This window comes from Pseudomonas sp. EB271-G4-1 (assembly GCF_058791355.1).
Window position 1 is genome coordinate 88626 of record NZ_JBYTEO010000022.1, and the last position, 18179, is coordinate 106804.

Annotated in this window: 10 protein-coding genes; 4 read left to right on the forward strand and 6 right to left on the reverse strand. The window is 59.8% G+C overall.

Going from position 1 to position 18179, the window contains the following annotated elements; all coding sequences use genetic code 11:
• Positions 1–140: 140 nt before the first annotated feature.
• Positions 141–374, reverse strand: coding sequence for a DUF3203 family protein (locus AC3WWR_RS13280; protein WP_020800105.1), 234 nt, complete (start codon positions 372–374; stop codon positions 141–143).
• Between the two features lie 136 nt (positions 375–510).
• Between AC3WWR_RS13280 and AC3WWR_RS13285 the strand changes: the two genes are divergently transcribed.
• Positions 511–1014 carry an MgtC/SapB family protein gene (locus AC3WWR_RS13285; protein ID WP_168758047.1) on the forward strand — a complete coding sequence of 168 codons (504 nt, stop codon included), beginning with the start codon at positions 511–513 and terminating at the stop codon, positions 1012–1014.
• A 515-nt stretch (positions 1015–1529) separates the two neighbouring features.
• On the opposite strand, the gene AC3WWR_RS13290 is transcribed toward AC3WWR_RS13285, so the two are convergent.
• Positions 1530–1697 (reverse strand): hypothetical protein, encoded by a 168-nt coding sequence (locus AC3WWR_RS13290; RefSeq protein WP_020800108.1) that lies wholly within the window; start codon positions 1695–1697, stop codon positions 1530–1532.
• Positions 1698–1902: 205 nt separating this feature from the next.
• Between AC3WWR_RS13290 and AC3WWR_RS13295 the strand changes: the two genes are divergently transcribed.
• The 3 genes from AC3WWR_RS13295 to glgB all read left to right on the forward strand — a co-directional run bounded on the left by AC3WWR_RS13295 (position 1903) and on the right by glgB (position 9551).
• Complete coding sequence (locus AC3WWR_RS13295) at positions 1903–3897, forward strand: alpha-1,4-glucan--maltose-1-phosphate maltosyltransferase (protein ID WP_454865820.1); 1995 nt, start codon at positions 1903–1905, stop codon at positions 3895–3897.
• A gap of 75 nt (positions 3898–3972) precedes the next feature.
• Positions 3973–7314 carry a maltose alpha-D-glucosyltransferase gene (gene treS / locus AC3WWR_RS13300; protein ID WP_454865821.1) on the forward strand — a complete coding sequence of 1114 codons (3342 nt, stop codon included), beginning with the start codon at positions 3973–3975 and terminating at the stop codon, positions 7312–7314.
• 2 nt (positions 7315–7316) lie between these two features.
• Positions 7317–9551, forward strand: a complete 2235-nt coding sequence (gene glgB, locus AC3WWR_RS13305; RefSeq protein WP_492598783.1) for a 1,4-alpha-glucan branching protein GlgB — start codon at positions 7317–7319, stop codon at positions 9549–9551.
• A 112-nt stretch (positions 9552–9663) separates the two neighbouring features.
• Here the strand turns inward: glgB and AC3WWR_RS13310 are convergent, their stop codons facing one another.
• From AC3WWR_RS13310 to AC3WWR_RS13325, 4 genes are all read right to left on the reverse strand, one after another.
• The gene (locus tag AC3WWR_RS13310) at positions 9664–12411 is read right to left on the reverse strand and encodes an autotransporter outer membrane beta-barrel domain-containing protein (protein ID WP_492598784.1); all 2748 of its coding nucleotides are present in this window, start codon (positions 12409–12411) and stop codon (positions 9664–9666) included.
• Between the two features lie 340 nt (positions 12412–12751).
• Complete coding sequence (locus tag AC3WWR_RS13315) at positions 12752–13819, reverse strand: autotransporter domain-containing protein (protein WP_033042701.1); 1068 nt, start codon at positions 13817–13819, stop codon at positions 12752–12754.
• Between the two features lie 312 nt (positions 13820–14131).
• Positions 14132–16687: an autotransporter family protein gene (locus tag AC3WWR_RS13320; protein WP_492598785.1), complete on the reverse strand. Its 2556-nt coding sequence runs from the start codon at positions 16685–16687 to the stop codon at positions 14132–14134.
• A 229-nt stretch (positions 16688–16916) separates the two neighbouring features.
• The gene (locus tag AC3WWR_RS13325; RefSeq protein WP_020800631.1) at positions 16917–17717 is read right to left on the reverse strand and encodes an endonuclease/exonuclease/phosphatase family protein; all 801 of its coding nucleotides are present in this window, start codon (positions 17715–17717) and stop codon (positions 16917–16919) included.
• Positions 17718–18179 lie beyond the last annotated feature (462 nt).

The following is an 18179-nucleotide window of genomic DNA, read 5'->3' on the forward strand; positions in this document are numbered from 1 at the left end:
TGCATAACAGACTCAGGTATTGCTTTAAAAACCGGATCAGATGGGCTCGCTACCCCCGCCTGCGACAAGTTGAAGCAGCTGGCGCTGCGGGGCCGGGGGACCTATGCCAGACGTTTTCGGGCTTTATTGATCCAGGGCAGTCAAATCACCGAATCACTGTCGGTCGCTTTCAAATGCCGGCGACCATCCACCGCACCTGCTACGGTCAATGCGTCCGCTTCTGCTTCGGTGATGTAGATGCGCTGGCCGTCGAGATCGACCGCCGACATGGCTTTTTCCCCGTCGGTGATGATAGTCACATCGGGACACAGGCGAATTTCCTCGCCGTTTGCGGTGATAAAGAAGCAGGTCTGGTTCTCAATGCGTACGGTCATGGCGTAATCCTGGTTTTTTACGATGGATGAAACATTAGGCTTTCGGCATCGAGCATCGTTCTGTGCAACTGATTAATGGTCGGCGCGGTCCATCCTCCATGACCCATTTGCAAAGCTCTCTACAAGGGAATTCGCCATGAATGCCTGGTGGCACGAAGTCTGGGTAACCCTGCAAGCCGAGTTCGCCGACATCGGCGATGCCTCGCAATTGACCCGCATCACCGTGCGCCTGTTGATGGCCGCGGTACTGGGCGGCATTCTCGGTTTCGAGCGCGAGCACAAGGGCAAGGCCGCGGGGGTGCGCACCCACATGCTGGTGGCGCTGGGCGCGGCGTTGTTCGTACTGGTGCCACAAATGTCCGGCTCCCAGGCGGATGCCATGAGCCGGGTCGTCCAGGGGGTGATCGCCGGGATCGGCTTCCTCGGTGCCGGCACCATCCTGAAAAACCAGGAAGGCGACGAAGGCCACGTTAAAGGCCTGACCACCGCCGCCGGTTTGTGGATGACTGCCGCGATCGGGGTGTCTGCGGGATTGGGAAAGGAAGCCACGGCGGTGTTGAGCACGTTGCTGGCGTTGGTGATTCTTGGCGTGATGCCCATAATCGTGAAGATGCTGGATAAAGACAAAGACCAACTGTAGGAGCGAGCACGCTCGCGAAAAACTCAAGACCGCCTCGGGGTGCCTGGCTACCAGCATTATCGTTCACGATCTTCGCGAGCATGCTCGCTCCTACAGTCTTGAAGTTCATGCTGGCTATAGTCGAAGTCACGATGGGTTAGCTGATTCTCCAGTTCCTTGAGTATCGAGCTTCTAGTGTCCTCTTGAAGACTGCGTTCGATATGGAAGCAGAGAAACTCGTAATTGAAGATTTTCAAAGTGAGGCCAGCCGTCGACGATGGGTTCACGAATAAGCGTGTTTTGCCGTGCGCTTGCTCTTTCGGTGAATCTGCTGCCGTCGAAAAAGGTGTTCATGGCTGGCCGTACTCAAGGGGGGTGAAGTAGTTGCTATGTAAAGCCCTGGGCAAATTCCCGTAAAGCGCCGCCTGGGCAAAAAAATCCAATTCAGGACCGGTACTACACGTTCGCCGGAAACGTCATTCGGACTATTCCTTCGATCGGTCCCCCAGCGCGGCAGGGGGACCGATCAACTGTCTTCATTCAGGGGTCACAATCACCGGTGGCATTGTCGTAGGCGGCTCTTCCCTGGGTGGCGGATTGCTCCCCGGAGGGTCCTGCTCAGGCACAGGCTGCGGATCGCTGGGTGGTATCACCGGGTTGTCGATGTTCGGATCGGGTGTTTCTGCCGGGAATGGATTGTTCATTGTTCATACCTCCAGTGGCACATGGCGTGAGTCGTGCTTAAGTTGGTTGACCACTGTGTAAAGGATTTGATTCCAGCCAATTGCCGATGAACTTTTCCCGACGCCCGTCGCTCGGAACCTAAGTGAGTTCATTCGGTGAGGGACTGACCGATGTGGATGACAATCGCAGACATGAGCGTCCTTGGGGCGTAAGGAGAGATGCTCGATGACGGCTGAAAAACCTGGTGAGTTGAGCTACAACCCGCACATTCCACTGTCGCAGGCGTTGTTATTGCCGCGAATCGTAATCGAAAACACCATGCCGACCCTGGATGGCGGGCAGTTCGCTGTCAAGGCCGTGGAAGGCCAGGATGTGGTGGTGACCAGCAAGGTTTTTGCCGACGGTCACGACAAACTGGCCGTGCGGATTCGCTGGCAGGCCGATGGCGATGAGGCCTGGCATAGCGAGGTCATGACCGAGCTGGGTAATAATGGCTGGCAGGGGCAGTTTCGCGTGCATGCGCAGGGGCGTCATGTTTTCTGTATCGAGGCCTGGATCGATCAGTTCGCCAGCTTTTGCTATGAACTGGAGAAAAAGCACACTGCGGGCGTGCCTGTCAGCTTGGAACTGCAAGAAGGTCGCCTTCACGTTCAGCAAGCCGCCGAACGCACCGAAGGTCAATTGAGTGAGCAATTGGCAGCCTTGCATCACGAACTGTCGGGGCTGCTCGAAACCGAGCAGGTTGCACTGTTTCTGCACCCTCGTAGCGCCGATTTGATGGCCCAGGCCAATCATCGTGCCTACCTGAGCCTGAGCCCGGAGTACCCGGTCGATGTGGAACGTGAGCTGGCGCAGTTCGCCAGCTGGTATGAACTGTTCCCGCGCTCGATCACCGACGATCCCGCGCGCCACGGTACTTTCAATGACGTGCATTCGCGGCTGGCGATGATCCAGGACATGGGCTTCGACGTGTTGTACTTCCCGCCGATCCACCCCATCGGTCGCAGTTATCGCAAAGGCCCGAACAACTCCCTGACCGCCGGTCCCGACGATCCCGGCAGCCCCTATGCCATCGGCAGTGAAGAGGGCGGGCACGAGGCGATTCATTCGCAGTTGGGCACCCGCGAAGACTTCCGCCGCCTGGTGGCAGCCGCGGCTGAACATGGTCTGGAAATTGCCCTCGATTTTGCCATTCAATGTTCCCAGGACCACCCATGGCTGCAGCAACATCCGGGCTGGTTCAATTGGCGGCCGGACGGCACGATCAAGTACGCGGAGAACCCGCCGAAAAAATACCAGGACATCGTCAATGTCGACTTTTATGCCGTCGAGGCGATTCCCAGCCTCTGGATCGAGTTGCGCGATATCGTCGTGGGTTGGGTGCTGGAGGGCGTGAAGTTGTTTCGCGTGGACAATCCGCACACCAAACCGTTGCCGTTCTGGCAATGGCTGATCGCCGATGTGCGGGCGCTGTACCCTGACGTGATCTTCCTCGCCGAAGCGTTTACCACTCCGGCGATGATGGCGCGGCTGGGCAAGGTCGGTTATTCGCAGAGCTACACCTACTTCACCTGGCGCAACACCAAGCAGGAGCTGGCCACCTATTTCACCGAACTCAACGAGTCGCCATGGCGCGAGTGCTACCGGCCGAATTTCTTCGTCAATACGCCGGACATCAACCCGGCGTTCCTGCATGATTCCGGCCGTCCCGGTTTTCTGATTCGCGCCGCCCTGGCAACCATGGGTTCGGGGTTGTGGGGCATGTACTCCGGCTTTGAATTGTGTGAGTCGGCGGCGATTCCAGGCAAGGAGGAATACCTCGACTCCGAGAAGTACGAGATCCGACCCAGGGACTTCAACGCCCCCGGCAACATCATTGCCGAGATCGCCCAGCTCAATCGTATCCGCCGGCAAAACCCGGCGCTGCACACGCACCTGGGACTGAAGGTCTACAACGCCTGGAACGACAACATCCTCTACTTCGGCAAGCGTAGCGCCGATGGCAGCAATTTCATCCTGGTGGCGGTCAACCTCGATCCGCACAACGTGCAGGAGGCGAATTTCGAGTTGCCGCTGTGGGAGATGGGTTTGCCGGACGATGCCAGCACCCAGGGCGAAGACTTGATGAACGGCCATCGCTGGACCTGGCACGGCAAGTACCAGTTCATGCGCATCGATCCGGCGTATCAGCCGTTCGGGATCTGGCGAATTACCCCCTAGCCCAAGATCGTTCCCACGCAGAGCGTGGGAACGATCCGCGTCAGGGCGTTCTTTCGTATTCAACAGGAGTTTCAAATGGCGAAGAAACCCAAGGCAGCCACCTTTATCAAGGACCCGCTCTGGTACAAGGACGCGGTCATCTATCAAGTTCACGTCAAATCCTATTTCGACTCCAATAACGACGGGATCGGCGATTTTCCGGGCCTGATCGCCAAGCTCGACTACATTGCCGACCTGGGCGTCAATACTATCTGGCTGTTGCCGTTCTATCCTTCGCCGCGTCGCGACGATGGTTATGACATCGCCGAGTATCGTGGCGTGCACAGCGACTACGGCACCATGGCCGACGCCAAGCGCTTCATCGCCGAGGCGCATAAACGTGGTCTGCGGGTGATCACCGAACTGGTCATCAACCACACCTCGGACCAGCACGCCTGGTTCCAGCGCGCACGCAAGGCCAAGAAAGGTTCGGCCGCGCGGGATTTCTACGTGTGGTCCGATGACGATCAAAAGTACGACGGCACCCGCATCATCTTTCTCGACACTGAAAAATCCAACTGGACCTGGGACCCGGTGGCCGGCCAATACTTTTGGCACCGCTTCTATTCACACCAGCCCGATCTGAATTTCGATAACCCGCAGGTGATGAAAGCGGTGCTGTCGGTCATGCGCTACTGGCTGGACATGGGCATCGACGGGTTGCGCCTCGACGCGATCCCATACCTGATCGAGCGCGACGGCACCAACAACGAGAACCTGCCGGAAACCCACGACGTTCTCAAAAAGATCCGTGCCGAAATCGACGCCAATTACCCCGACCGCATGCTGCTGGCCGAGGCCAACCAATGGCCGGAGGACACGCAGCTGTATTTCGGCGACACCGATAAAAAGGGCCTGAACGGCGACGAATGCCACATGGCGTTTCACTTCCCGTTGATGCCGCGCATGTACATGGCGCTGGCCCAGGAAGACCGTTTTCCGATCACCGACATCTTGCGCCAGACCCCGGAGATCCCGGCCAATTGCCAATGGGCGATTTTCCTGCGCAACCACGATGAGCTCACGTTGGAGATGGTCACCGACAAGGAGCGTGACTACCTGTGGAATTACTACGCGGCCGATCGACGGGCGCGGATCAACCTGGGGATTCGCCGGCGCCTGGCGCCGTTGATGGAGCGTGATCGCCGGCGCGTGGAGTTGCTCAACAGCCTGTTGCTGTCGATGCCCGGCACGCCGACCTTGTACTACGGTGACGAGATCGGCATGGGCGACAACATCTACCTCGGCGATCGCGACGGTGTGCGCACGCCGATGCAGTGGTCGATCGACCGCAACGGCGGGTTTTCCCGCGCCGACCCGGCCAGCCTGGTGCTGCCGCCGATCATGGACCCGCAATATGGCTACCTGTCGGTCAATGTCGAAACCCAGGCCGGCGACCCGCATTCGCTGTTGAACTGGACCCGGCGCATGTTAACGGTGCGCAAGCAGTCCAAGGCGTTCGGGCGCGGCACCTTGAAAATGCTCTCGCCGACCAATCGCCGGGTGCTGGCCTATACCCGCGAATACACCGGGCCTGACGGCAAGCATGAAATCATCCTGTGCGTGGCCAACGTTTCGCGCAGCGCCCAGGCCGTGGAGCTGGACCTGTCGGCATACGTCGGCATGGTGCCTGTGGAGATGCTTGGCGGTAATGCGTTTCCACCCATCGGCCAATTGAGCTTCCTCCTGACCCTGGCGCCCTATGGGTTCTACTGGTTCGGCCTCGCCGCGGAGAACCAGATGCCGAGCTGGCATGTGGAACCGGCGCAAAGCCTACCGGACTTCACCACGCTGGTGCTGAAAAAGCGCATGGAAGAGTTGCTCGAAGCGCCTTCACGCACCACGCTGGAGCAGGGCATCCTGCCGAACTGGCTGCAGAACCGCCGCTGGTTCGCCGGCAAGGACGCGGCCATCGAGAAGGTCAATCTGGCCTACGGTGTGCGATTTGGCGATGCGCAGCACCCCGTGTTGTTGAGTGAAATCGAAGTCACCGGTGGCGGCCAGACCAGTCGCTACCAACTGCCATTCGGCTTCATTGCCGAAGACCAGGTCGGCACGGCATTGCCTCAGCAACTGGCCTTGTCACGGGTGCGCCGTGGCCCGCAGGTTGGCTTGATCACTGATGCCTTCAGCCTGGAAAACTTTATTCGCGCGGTATTGCAGGGCATGCAGAACAGCACGGTGTTGCCTTCCGATGGCGGTGAAATCCGTTTCGAACCCACCGCCGAGCTCGCCAAACTGGGCCTGACGGCAGAGTCGGATGTGCGTTACCTGTCCGCCGAGCAATCCAACAGTTCGGTGGTGGTCGGCAACAGCCTGGTGTTGAAACTGATCCGCAAGGTTGCGTCGGGCGTGCACCCGGAACTGGAAATGAGCGCCTATCTGACCGCTGCCGGCTTCGGCAATATCTCGCCGTTGCTAGGGGCGGTGGTGCGCCGGGATGCGGCAGGCGACGATAACCTGCTGATGATCGCCCAGGGCTACTTGAGTAATCAGGGCGATGCCTGGGAGTGGACCCAGAACAATCTTGAGCGGGCGTTGCGCGACGAACTCGCGGACGCCATGTCCGAGCAGGAACAGCATTACAACGCGCTTGGCGAGTTGAAGGATTTCGCCGCCATGCTCGGCCAGCGCCTGGGTGAAATGCACCAAGTGTTGGCGGCATCAAGCGAAAATCCTGACTTTGATCCGCAGATCACTACGCAAAAGGATGCGTCCGCGACGGGCAAGGATGTCGTGGCACAAATCGAGCATGCATTGAAATTGCTCAAGCAGCATCAACATGAACTGAACCCGGCGGATAAAACCCTGGTCAGCCGTTTACTGGAGCATAAAAAGGCCATTCTCAGCCATGTCCAGGAGTTGGCCAAAAAGACCGCGGGTGGACTGCGGATCCGTGTACACGGTGATTTGCACCTCGGCCAGGTGCTGGTGATCAAGGGTGACGCGTACCTGATCGACTTCGAAGGCGAACCGGCGCGGCCTTTGCCGGAGCGTCGGGGCAAGCACAGCCCGTACAAGGATGTCAGTGGTGTACTGCGCTCTTTCGATTATGCGGCGGCCATGACCATCAACGTGCATAACGTTGATAACACAGCCCATGCCCAGGACGCTCGCCGGCGGGTCGGCGATCGCTATTTGAGTGAGGCAAGGCAGGCATTTATCCACGCTTATCGGCTGGCGGCAGCTACGCTTGGCCATGCGTGGCAAGATCCGGATGGCGAAGATGCCGCCTTGGCATTGTTCGGCCTGGAGAAGGCGGCGTATGAAGTGGCCTACGAGGCGGAAAACCGCCCCGGCTGGCTGCCCGTGCCGTTGCACGGTTTATATGGATTATTGAGTGGGCTTAAACCCTTTTCCGATCTTGGTGGAGAGTAGTCATGAGTTTCTCGAACAAGGAACAGGGTCATCATCACAGTGAAGCGCTGCTACCCAGGGCGCGGGATATCGATGCGCTGGTGCGTGCCGAGCATCGCGATCCCTTTGCCATTCTCGGCCCCCACGGCGATGGTGCCGGCGGACAATTCATCCGCGCTTATCTACCGGGCGCCTTGAGCGTGCAGGTGGTGGGCAAGGAATCCGGGGAGGAGCTGGGCAACCTGGAAGCGACCCAGACCCCAGGGCTGTTCGTCGGGCATTTCCCGCGGGCACAGCCGTATCTGTTGCGAACCCGCTGGGCCGGTGGCGAACAAATATCCGAAGATCCCTACAGTTTTGGTCCATTGCTGGGTGACATGGATTTGTACCTGTTTGCCGAAGGCAATCACCGCGACTTGAGCAGCGCCCTGGGCGCCCAGTTGAAGACCGTGGACGGTGTCGATGGCGTGCGGTTCGCCGTGTGGGCACCGAACGCCAGGCGGGTGTCGGTGGTAGGTGATTTCAACGTCTGGGACGGTCGTCGCCACCCCATGCGCCTGCGCCATCCCACCGGTGTCTGGGAACTGTTCATTCCACGCCTGCAAGCGGGGGAGGCCTACAAATACGAAATCCTCGGCAAGGACGGAATCCTGCCGCTCAAGGCAGACCCCATGGCGCTGGCCACCAGCCTGCCACCGGACACCGCCTCGAAAGTCGCCCCACCTTTACGGATCGACTGGCAGGATCAGGACTGGATGCTGTCGCGTGGCGAGCGCCAGCGCCCGACGGCGCCGTTGTCGATCTACGAATTGCACGCCGGTTCCTGGCAGTGCGAGCTGGACGACCTGGGTGAAGTGGCCCGTCAATACACCTGGCCGGAACTGGCCGAGCGGCTGATTCCGTATGTCAAGGAGCTCGGTTTTACCCACATTGAGCTAATGCCGATCATGGAACACCCGTTCGGCGGCTCCTGGGGCTATCAGTTGCTTTCGCAGTTTGCCACCAGCGCCCGCTACGGAACGGGCGACGAATTCGCTGCCTTCGTCAACGATTGTCACGTGGCGGGAATCGGCGTGATCCTCGACTGGGTGCCGGCGCATTTCCCCACCGACACCCATGGCCTGGCCCAGTTTGACGGCACCGCGCTGTATGAATACGGTAATCCTCAGGAAGGCTTTCACCAGGACTGGGACACCCTGATCTACAACCTGGGCCGCACCGAAGTGCACGGCTACATGCTGGCGTCGGCACTGCACTGGCTCAAGCATTTCCACGTCGATGGCCTGCGGGTCGATGCAGTGGCGTCGATGCTGTACCGCGATTACTCGCGCAAGGCCGGCGAGTGGGTGCCCAACCGCCATGGCGGTCGCGAGAACCTGGAGGCCATCGACTTCCTGCGTCACCTCAATGACGTCGTGGCAGTGGAAGCTCCCGGGGCGCTGGTGATCGCCGAAGAGTCCACGGCCTGGCCCGGCGTCAGCCAGAGCACACAGCAGGGTGGCCTGGGTTTCGCCTATAAGTGGAACATGGGCTGGATGCACGATTCGCTGCACTACATTCAGCAAGACCCGGTGTACCGCGCCCATCACCACAACGAACTCAGTTTCGGCCTGGTGTACGCCTGGTCCGAGCGATTCATCCTGCCGATTTCCCACGATGAAGTGGTGCACGGCAAGCACTCGCTGATCGACAAGATGCCCGGCGACCGCTGGCAGAAATTCGCCAACCTGCGAGCCTACCTGAGTTTCATGTGGACCCACCCGGGCAAGAAACTGTTGTTCATGGGTTGCGAGTTCGGCCAATGGCGCGAGTGGAACCACGACCAGCAGCTCGATTGGTACCTGTTGCAGTACTCCGAGCACAAAGGCGTGCAGAAGCTGGTGAGTGACCTCAATCGGCTGTATCGCGAGGAGCCGGCGCTGCATGAGCAGGACGACGTGCCCCAAGGCTTCCAGTGGCTGATCGGCGACGACGCGATCAACAGTGTCTACGCCTGGATGCGCTGGAGCAAGGACGGCCAGCCGATCCTGGTGGTTGCCAACTTCACGCCGGTGCCACGCGAGGGTTATCGGGTGGGCGTGCCGTTTGCCGGGCAGTGGAGCGAGATGTTCAACAGCGATTCGTCGATCTATGCCGGGTCCAACTATGGCAACAGTGGCGGGGTGACCGCCGAGCAAACGCCGAGCCATGGCCAGGCCCTGTCGCTGGCGCTGAACCTGCCGCCGCTGGCGGTGTTGATGTTGCGGCCGGCGGGGTAAGTCAGGCAGCCTGCGCTATCTCCGAATCGCTCTCCAGAGCGGGCTCGCCTCTACAGGGTATTGATCACGACATCAATCCACTCTGGAGGCGGGCCAGCCTGGATGTCGCCCATCAAAAATCCAGCCTCAGCCCGATTGTCGCCTTGCGACCATTCAACTCATTACTGTCAAGCTGGGTGTCGTAGCCTGCTTCGCCATACAGGCTCAAGGCGTCCGACACTTGCAGCGTCATGCCCATGCTCAGGTTCAGTGTCGTGGATTTCTGCTGGGTGTCGATCGCTGTGGTGTCATTGAATGTCACCCGGTCGGTGCCGGACAAGGTATGCCAGACATGGGTGCGCACGTAGGGCTGCAGGGGCATATGGGCAACCTGATAAGTGCCGCGCAGTCGGGCACCGAAACGGGCTGTCAGGCTATTATCGGCATCGAAGGTGACATCGGAGATGCCGTCGTTCTGGCTATCCAGGGCGCGTTGCTGGTGGATAAGTTGTACCTGCGGCTCCAGGACCCAGTCGCCGGAAACCTTTAGCGGGTAACCGGCCTCAAGCGAGAACGTAACGGCATGCCCATGGGTGTTGAGCTTGATCCCGCGGTTGGATTCGCTGTTGATATCCACACCCGTCCACATCAGTACAGTGTCGACGTACCAGCCGTAGGGGTCGATGAGCGTCCAGTACAGGCCCACGCTATCGCCACGCAGTGTGCTTGTACCGGCGTCCCGATGTTCGATTGCGCGATTGAATCCATCGATATCGCCTTGCGATTGGCTGTGACCGACGAAGATACCCAACTTTTGCGTCTGTCCATGGTCGCGGGTCCATCCATACAAATCACTGCCGACCTGGTAACCCGATATCGAGCCGTCCAGACGTGGGCTGACCGTGCCGGCAAAACCTTGGCGACTGTCACTGGCATACATCCGGCCCCAGCCTGCCGGGAAGGCGCCGGCCTGATGCTGTTGGCTTTGGTCGCCTTGGCGTTCATGGAAAGTACCGAGTGCATTGAGCAGCATCTGATTGATGGCAGGTAACAGCGCCGAATACACCGGGACTTCAGGGCGATAGGTCGGGATCGGCGGCTTGCCTGGTTCGATTTCCGGTAACTCCGGTCGAGTCGGCGGAAGCTCGTCTTCGGGGCTATCGATAATACCTGGCAGGGGCACGGGTGGATGTTCCGGCTCTGGCAATGGTACAGGCGGATTTTCCGGCTCGGGCAGAGGCACGTGTGGATCTTCCGGCCCCGGCAGGGGCACAGGCGGGTTTTCGGGCTCGGGCAGGGGCACCGGTGGATGTTCCGGCCCCGGCAAGGGCACAGGTGGGTGTTCCGGTTCGGGCAGAGGAGGTGCTACCACGGCGGAGCGCAAGTACCAGTTCTGCGCAGTGCCCGGGATGACCCCTCCCTTGTACAGGTAATACTCAAAGGCACCTGCGGAGATGGGCCCGGGGTAAGTGAATGCCCGGTCACTGCCTGTGGCGCCCTTGAGTGCTTCCACCACCAGGATGCCGTTTTCCCGGGTCAAGTCTCCGGGGCCGGTGAGGTTGGTGATGTGCAGTGCGGTGGAACCTTGCAAAGTGCCTCGCTCCACAACCAGTTTGTCGCTGGCGGCGTTATCACCCGCCAACACGCTGTGCAGCCGCAGTTCGCCCTTGTCGCCAATGTAGTTGCCCTCGACGGTAAGTCGATTGTCTGCACGGGCGTTGCCACTGGTCATGTCGATCAGCCCTTTGTTGTTTAAAGTGGCGAGCTGGCCAGAGTCATAAGGAGTGATGCTGCCCTGTTCGACCAGCAACACACTGCTGCCATGAATGTTGAGCGTGCCGGTGCCTGATACGCTGTCACCGAGGACGAAATTGCCGTCCAGGTTAAACCGCGAACCATTGTCCATGTTCACGGTTTCCCAGTGGGGATAGCGTGTGGGGCTCGCCGATTGGCTGTTGTCGAACGTCAGGGTGTCGCTGCCCAGGCCACCATCGATACTGGGAGTCGATGCCAGGCTGGTTTCCGTGTGATTGAGCAGTAGTGATTGATCGTCGCCGCCATTCAACAGCACAGCCGAGTGAATGTGCCCATGGGTGTCCCAGGTGAACAGGTCGTTGCCGCTGCCGGCACGGACCTGGCCATGGATCTCGCCGCCGCTGACCGTGCTGAAGTTTGCACCGCCACTGACCATGATATTACCGCCGACGGTGCCGCCCTTGATGATGACGTTGTTGTTGTCGGTGCCGGCATCCAGATCACCGAGGATCCGACCGCCAAGCATTTCAAAGGTGTTGGCGTCCTGATTCATCGCGACCGCGCCAATCTGTCCTCCACTCATGAGTGCATGCTCGCCGTTTTCTAAAAGTCCGGTGATGACGCCGGTGCTCATGGTGAAGGTGTCATCGCCTGGCCCCTGGTTCACGGATATGAGGGTGCCACCGCTGATCGCCAATCGGTCGTTGCCGGCCCCCTGGTCGATAAGAGCTGCCGTACCGGCGCTGACCTGTGCGATGTCGGCACCGTCGCCCTGGCGGACCGTGCCACCAATGGTCCCATTGAAGAGTTGAAAGATGTTTGCGCCATCGCCCATGTCCACCGGGCCGAGGATGGCACCGGAGTTCATTGTCAGCAGATCATGGCCAGGGCCGAAAATAACAGGGCCATTGATGTTGCCGTTTCCGCTCTCGGGGAAAACCAGGCTGTTATTGCCGCTTGTGTCGGTGAGCCCTGGGCTGCTTCCGCTGCTGCAGGTGAAGCTGTCATCGGCGTTGGTGGGCACGAGCGTGCAGTCAGCATGGGAGGCCAGGGGCCAGAAAAACAGGGTAAAAATCGACAGGGCAATAGTGCCCGGGAGCCTGAAGGCTGAAAACGGATTGCTCATGATCCATCCTCGCAAGACGTGCTGCTCCCGCTCCTGCGGGGCAGGCCATGGCAACGTCAAGAGCGATACGGATCAGGAACTGCAGGTTTCCTGCGCGAAGTCATCGGGCAATGCAACCGGTCGGCATGGTTTTTACGACTGCGCATTACAAGGCACAGTGTTTTCCCACGGTACCAACAGGTTGTTTGAGGCGCTACTGTCAGAAATAACAGGTGACGAACTATTGGGGCTGGCGAACCTCCGGTTCAGGCGTCATGGGGTAGCCGGCATTGCGGTGTGTCGCACACACCGCATCGTTGCCTTCACCAGCAAATTGGCTATCACCAGTGCGCGCAGCTGCTCACCAACGCATCCGCACGCCCAGGCTGCCGATCAAGCCATTCAAGTCATTGTCATCCACATCGCTGCTGTAGTCGGCGCTGACGTACAGGCTCACGGTCGGCGTCATTCTGGCCACCAGGCCCAAGCCCAGTTCGACCGTCGAGGAGTTTCGGCTGCTGCTGATCTTGTCGACCTGGTCGAGGGTTACGGTATTGCCGGTGTACACCGTGTGCCACAAGTTGGTTCGAACATAGGGTTCGACGGGCAGGCCGTTGATGTCGTAGCTACCTTTCAACTTGGCACCGACCCGGCCGCTCCAGGAGGAGAGGTCGCTGGAGGATGCATTCCCTGAACCCGCATAGGGCGTGTCCAGGGTGATTCGCTGGTTGATCAATTGCGCTTGGGGTTCCACCACCCAGTTCTCACTGATGCCAATCGGGAATCCGCCTTCGACCGAGAGGGTCACTGCGCTGCCTTCGGTGGCTTGCCTCGCGCCTTGTTCATTGCGACTGAAACCGTTGACCCGACCACCACTGGCCGACAGATCGACGTGCCAGCCTTGTGGGCCGGTCAGGCTCCAGTAGGCGCCGAGGCTCTGTCCCTGCAGGTTGAGGGTGTCGGTGTGCGGGTCCGATTGTGCGCGATTGGTCAGCAAGCCGTTGCCGGTGCCGTGGAACTCGGCGGTGCCGCCGATCAGGCCGACCCGTTGGGTATGGCCACTGTTGCTTTGCAAGGTCAGGATCGCCGGGCTTTTCAGTTCGCCGGAGCCGGCAATGGAAAACCCCTGGGCCATGGCGTCGGTTTGCGCCTGGCGTGAAGCCTGGCCATACAGTTGATCCCAGGCTCCGGGTGCAGCCGCTTCGACGGTCAGGCTCGAGCTTCGCGTATCGGCAATCGGGCTGAAGCGGCCGGGATAGGACGTTGTTGGTGCAGACAAGGTAAGCGACGGGACGTCCTGGCGGTACCAGGGCGTGGTTTCTTCCTCTGTGGGGGAAGCCTGCACTTCCATGGAAGAACATAACAGCAGTGTACTGGAGACGGTGCAAACACTAATCCGGATCTCTTGAGGGGTGAATGAAGTTTTCATGGAGGTCTACCTTGCAATCGCATGCGGTATCTCGCTGTGGCGTCTCTCCTACCCCGAGTGAGGGGCGACCGAAAGAATTAGGGCAAGCCGACTCCCGCCCGTTTTTACGGGTAGTCATCGGATTGATCCTGGTGGTGGTTCCGGGGTAGTAACGTGAAGTCAAGAGGACCCCTGGCATTGCGTCAAGAAAATGGCCGATAAGTGGTAGAGGTATTTTAGATCATATAAGTGACTGATTTACGACGCATGCTTAAGTGCTTGTTTATTGGTTGAAACGTCAAAAAACTCTCGAGCTAGAGCCTTTGCTCAGTCTTACCAGCTCATCCTGATTCCCAGGTTACCGCTCATTCCCCGCAAAGGATTGCTGTCGATATTGCTGCTGTAATCTGCATTGGCGTAAACGCTGACAGCTTGCGCTAGTGTCAGGATGGCACCCAAACCCAGATCCGCCGATGAGGAGCGTTGGCGGGTGTTGATTTCGGTGCTGTCGTCGAAAGTCACCGTGTCGGTTCCCGACATGGTGTGCCACAGGTTCACGCGCAGGTAGGGTTCCAGCGGCAGGCCGGCGACGTCGTAGCGCCCCTTGAGCCGGGCGCCGAGACGACCGGTCCAGGCGGTGTCGGAATCGAACGACACCTTTGAAATGCCGTCGTCCTGACGCTTCAGGTCAACCGTTTGATTGATGGCTTGCAGCTGGGGTTCGACCACCCAGTTGTCCGCCACGGCAACAGGGTAGCCGGCCTCGACGGAGAGGGTCATGGCGTGGCCGTCATTATCGATTTTCAGGCCGCGCTCGGAGTGACTGTCGCCGTTGAGCCAGGTGTACATCGCCACCGTATCGAGATACCAACCCTTGGGGTCGGTCAGGGTCCAGTAGAGCCCGAGGCTATCGCCTTGCAATTCGACCTTGCCGGCACGTTTGTCCTGGAAACCCTGGTTGAAACCGTCGACGTCACCCTTCAATCGGCTATGGCCGACGAAGAAGCCGGTGCGCTGGGTTTGCCCACCGGAAGTTTGCGAGCCGAACAGGTCGTTGCCCACCTGAAATCCGTTCAGCGAGCCGTCGAGTCGTGGCGTGACGGTGCCGGCCCAGGTCTGCTCGATGTTTTTGCCATAGACCCGGCCCCAGCCCGCGCCAAAGGCGCCGGTTTCTTTCAGCAGGCGTTGATCACCCTGTCGATCATGGAAGGTGCCGAGTGCCGTCAGGGCCAACTGCGCGGCCGCCGGAGGCAACGCTGACCAGACCGGGACTTCCTGGCGGTACAGGAGAATGGGCGCCGCACCGGCAACGGGCGTCGGCAAGGGTGGTGTGCCGACAGCCGCCACCGGTAACGGCACCAGAGGCACCAGGACGGGCGGCACGGTTGGATCGGGATTGGGCACTGCCGCTGCAACCAGCGGCGGCGCAACAACGGACGAACGCAGGTACCAGCTGTTTGCGCTGCCGGCAGTGACGCCCCCCTTGAATAGTCGATAATCAAACGCGCCGACCGACAACGGGGCTTTGAGCCTAAAGGCGCCACTGTCGCTGATGGCCGTGCCTTGGGCCTGGACAATTTGAATACCGTTTTGCAAGGTGGCGGCGCCCGTGCCGCCAAGGTTGCTGACGGTAATGGATGTGGAGCCAGCCAAGGTACCGTCGTTGACCACCAGTTTGTCACTGGGGGAGCTGTCATCGCCCAGTACGCTTTGCAGCCATAGTTGGCCGCCGTTGCCCGCATAGTTGCCCTGTACTGTCAGGGTGTCGCTGGTGCGACTGTTGCCACTGCCAAGGTCGATGATCCCGGCGTTGTTCAGCGTCGCCCGCTGGCCTGCGGAGAAGGGGGTGAGGCTACCCCTGGCCGAGGTCACGACACTGCTGCTGTCAATGTTGAATACACCGCTACCGCTGGTGCTGTCACCCAGGACAAAGTTGCCGTCGAAGTCCAGTTGAGACTTATTGTTCAGGTTGACGGTCTCCCAATTGATGTAGCGAGCGACGCCGCTGGTGGTGGTGTTATCGAAAGTCAGCAGATCGCTGCCGTTGCCCCCATCCAGGGTCGGAGTCTGGGCCAAGCGGCTGGCACTGAGATTGCGCAGGGTTGCCCGGTCATCGCCATCTCCCATCAGGATCGCCGAACGGATGATGCCGCCGCCATCCCAGGTCAAGCTGTCACTGCCCGCGCTGGCCCGGATCTCCCCGACGATTTCGCCTCCAGTCACCGTAATGCTGTCATTGCCACCGCTGACACTGATGTTGCCGCCAATCCTGCCACCGGAAACGATGATGGTGTCAGTCCCAAACCCGGTGACCAGATTGCCGAGGATCTCGCCACCAGACAGGTCGAACAGATTGTCATCGAGCTTCATATCGACCCGGCCGATGCTGCCACCTGTCATTTTGGCGGTGTCACCGTCTTCGAAGGCGCCAATGATCGTGCCTGCGCTCATCTGGAAAAAGTCGCGACTGTCGCCCTGGGCCAGCGACTGGATAGTCCCGCCACGTATGAGGGCGGTGTCGACGCCATTGCCCTGGTTCACCGCCCCGGTGATCTGGCCGGCGTCAATGCTGAAAGTATCGCTGCCGTCCCCCAGTTGGACGATCCCGCTAATGACGCCGGACTTCATGTCCAGGGTATCGTTGCCGGCGCCGAACGTCACATTGCCTGTGATCGTGCCGGTGCCATTGGCGGGGAAGGCCAGGTTGTTGTTTCCCGTCAAATCAGTCAGCGGCCCGTTGTTGCCGCTGTCGCACACGAAGTTGTCGTTGCCAGTGGAAGGGACCAAGGTACAAGCCGCCTGGCCGGGCAGGGACCAGCCCATGCACAGCCAGATCGAAATGGCACAGGCGCTGTAACGGTAGCTGGGCAGTGCTTTACAAAGGTCCATGCGCGTCTCCGCTCAAGATTCGACACCCGATGCCTTGCAGGAACGGCAAGGTAGGGGGTGTATCTGCAGCGCGAGTCGCGAGACATCATCAGGAAGGCATAAGACCCTTCAGGCAACGACGGCTACGGGGCATGTCCATCCGAGTCATTCGAACGGACGAGAGCACCGTAGCAAGTGTTTTTGGATGTATCTACTGTCATAAATGACAGTTAGAGATCAGTTTTACGTGTTACAGGTGCACTTCAACCGCCAATGGCAAATGATCCGACAGGTGTGTCCAGGGCTTGTGGCCGAGGATTTTCGGATCGTGGCTACTGGCGTTGCGCAGGTAGATCCGATCCAGGCGCAGCAGCGGGAAGCGTGCCGGGTAGGTTTTTGCCGGCCGGCCATGGTGGCGTTCGAACGCTTCGTGCAAGTAGTCGCGGCGCGAGAGAGCGGCGTTGCCCTGCAACTGCCAGTCGTTGAAGTCGCCGGCAATGATGACGGGGGCGTCATCGGGCAAGGATTCGAGCAACTGGCAGAGCAACTGCAACTGCAACTGTCGATGACTCTCCAGCAGGCTCAGGTGCACGCAGATAGCATGGACCTCGGCATGGCCCGGTACATCCAGCACGCAGTGCAACAGCCCCCGGCGCTCTGGGCCGGTAATGGAGACGTCAAGGTTGCGGTATTCACGGATCGGGTATTTGGACAGCAGTGCGTTGCCATGGTGACCGTCGGGGTAAACCGCATTTCGCCCGTAGGCGAAGTCGCTCCACATGCTGTCGGCCAGGAACTCGTACTGCGAGGTTTGTGGCCAATCGTTGTAGCGCGAAGAATGGCGCTCGTGTTCACCGACGACTTCTTGCAGGAACACCAGGTCCGCTGAGGTACTGCGTACCGCTTCACGTAATTCCGGGAGGATGAAACGCCGATTGAGGGCGGTAAAGCCTTTGTGGGTGTTGACGGTCAACACGCGCAGTCGATGGATAGCCTCGGGGCTGTTCAACGGCACTGATCCTGCTGCCAGCCGATTAGAGTCACTGCTCACTTTCACTCCTCTGAATCCGGGTTGCTTATGCATGCGACTGATAGGGGAGCGTGCAGTTCAGCGCGTTATGCCGTGATGCCAAAAAATCGTCCGAACGCAGCGGGAATCGCATCGCAGCGATGGCGGTCTGTTCGCCGACCTGATTATAGGTTTGTCCGCCATGCCATTGCGGGAGCCAGCCCGCTGGTGAAATACGTCCAGACAGCGCGTTCATCCAGACAGGGCGCGTTATCGTTGACCTCCATCGCCAGCAGGCTGGCTCCCCACAGGGGATCCAGGTGCACCCGTCAAAGTCAGGTCGGCTTTAAGGCCGCCTCGCTTTGGCTTTTGATCGCGCGCGCCCCGTTAACCACGATGGCCGAACGCAGGCATTGCGCAGTGGGTGAACCGGCAGGACGCCGGTTTAGCCGCGCTGGGCCATGGATGGCCCATCGCGGCGACCCACGGAGCAATGCCGGAGAG

Bases quoted from the DNA above. Each gene is read 5' to 3' on its own strand.
- AC3WWR_RS13280 (WP_020800105.1), bottom strand. From the start codon at position 374: ATGACCGTACGCATTGAGAACCAGACCTGCTTCTTTATCACCGCAAAC.
- AC3WWR_RS13285 (WP_168758047.1), top strand. From the start codon at position 511: ATGAATGCCTGGTGGCACGAAGTCTGGGTAACCCTGCAAGCCGAGTTC.
- AC3WWR_RS13290 (WP_020800108.1), bottom strand. From the start codon at position 1,697: ATGAACAATCCATTCCCGGCAGAAACACCCGATCCGAACATCGACAAC.
- AC3WWR_RS13295 (WP_454865820.1), top strand. From the start codon at position 1,903: ATGACGGCTGAAAAACCTGGTGAGTTGAGCTACAACCCGCACATTCCA.
- treS (WP_454865821.1), top strand. From the start codon at position 3,973: ATGGCGAAGAAACCCAAGGCAGCCACCTTTATCAAGGACCCGCTCTGG.
- glgB (WP_492598783.1), top strand. From the start codon at position 7,317: ATGAGTTTCTCGAACAAGGAACAGGGTCATCATCACAGTGAAGCGCTG.
- AC3WWR_RS13310 (WP_492598784.1), bottom strand. From the start codon at position 12,411: ATGAGCAATCCGTTTTCAGCCTTCAGGCTCCCGGGCACTATTGCCCTG.
- AC3WWR_RS13315 (WP_033042701.1), bottom strand. From the start codon at position 13,819: ATGAAAACTTCATTCACCCCTCAAGAGATCCGGATTAGTGTTTGCACC.
- AC3WWR_RS13320 (WP_492598785.1), bottom strand. From the start codon at position 16,687: ATGGACCTTTGTAAAGCACTGCCCAGCTACCGTTACAGCGCCTGTGCC.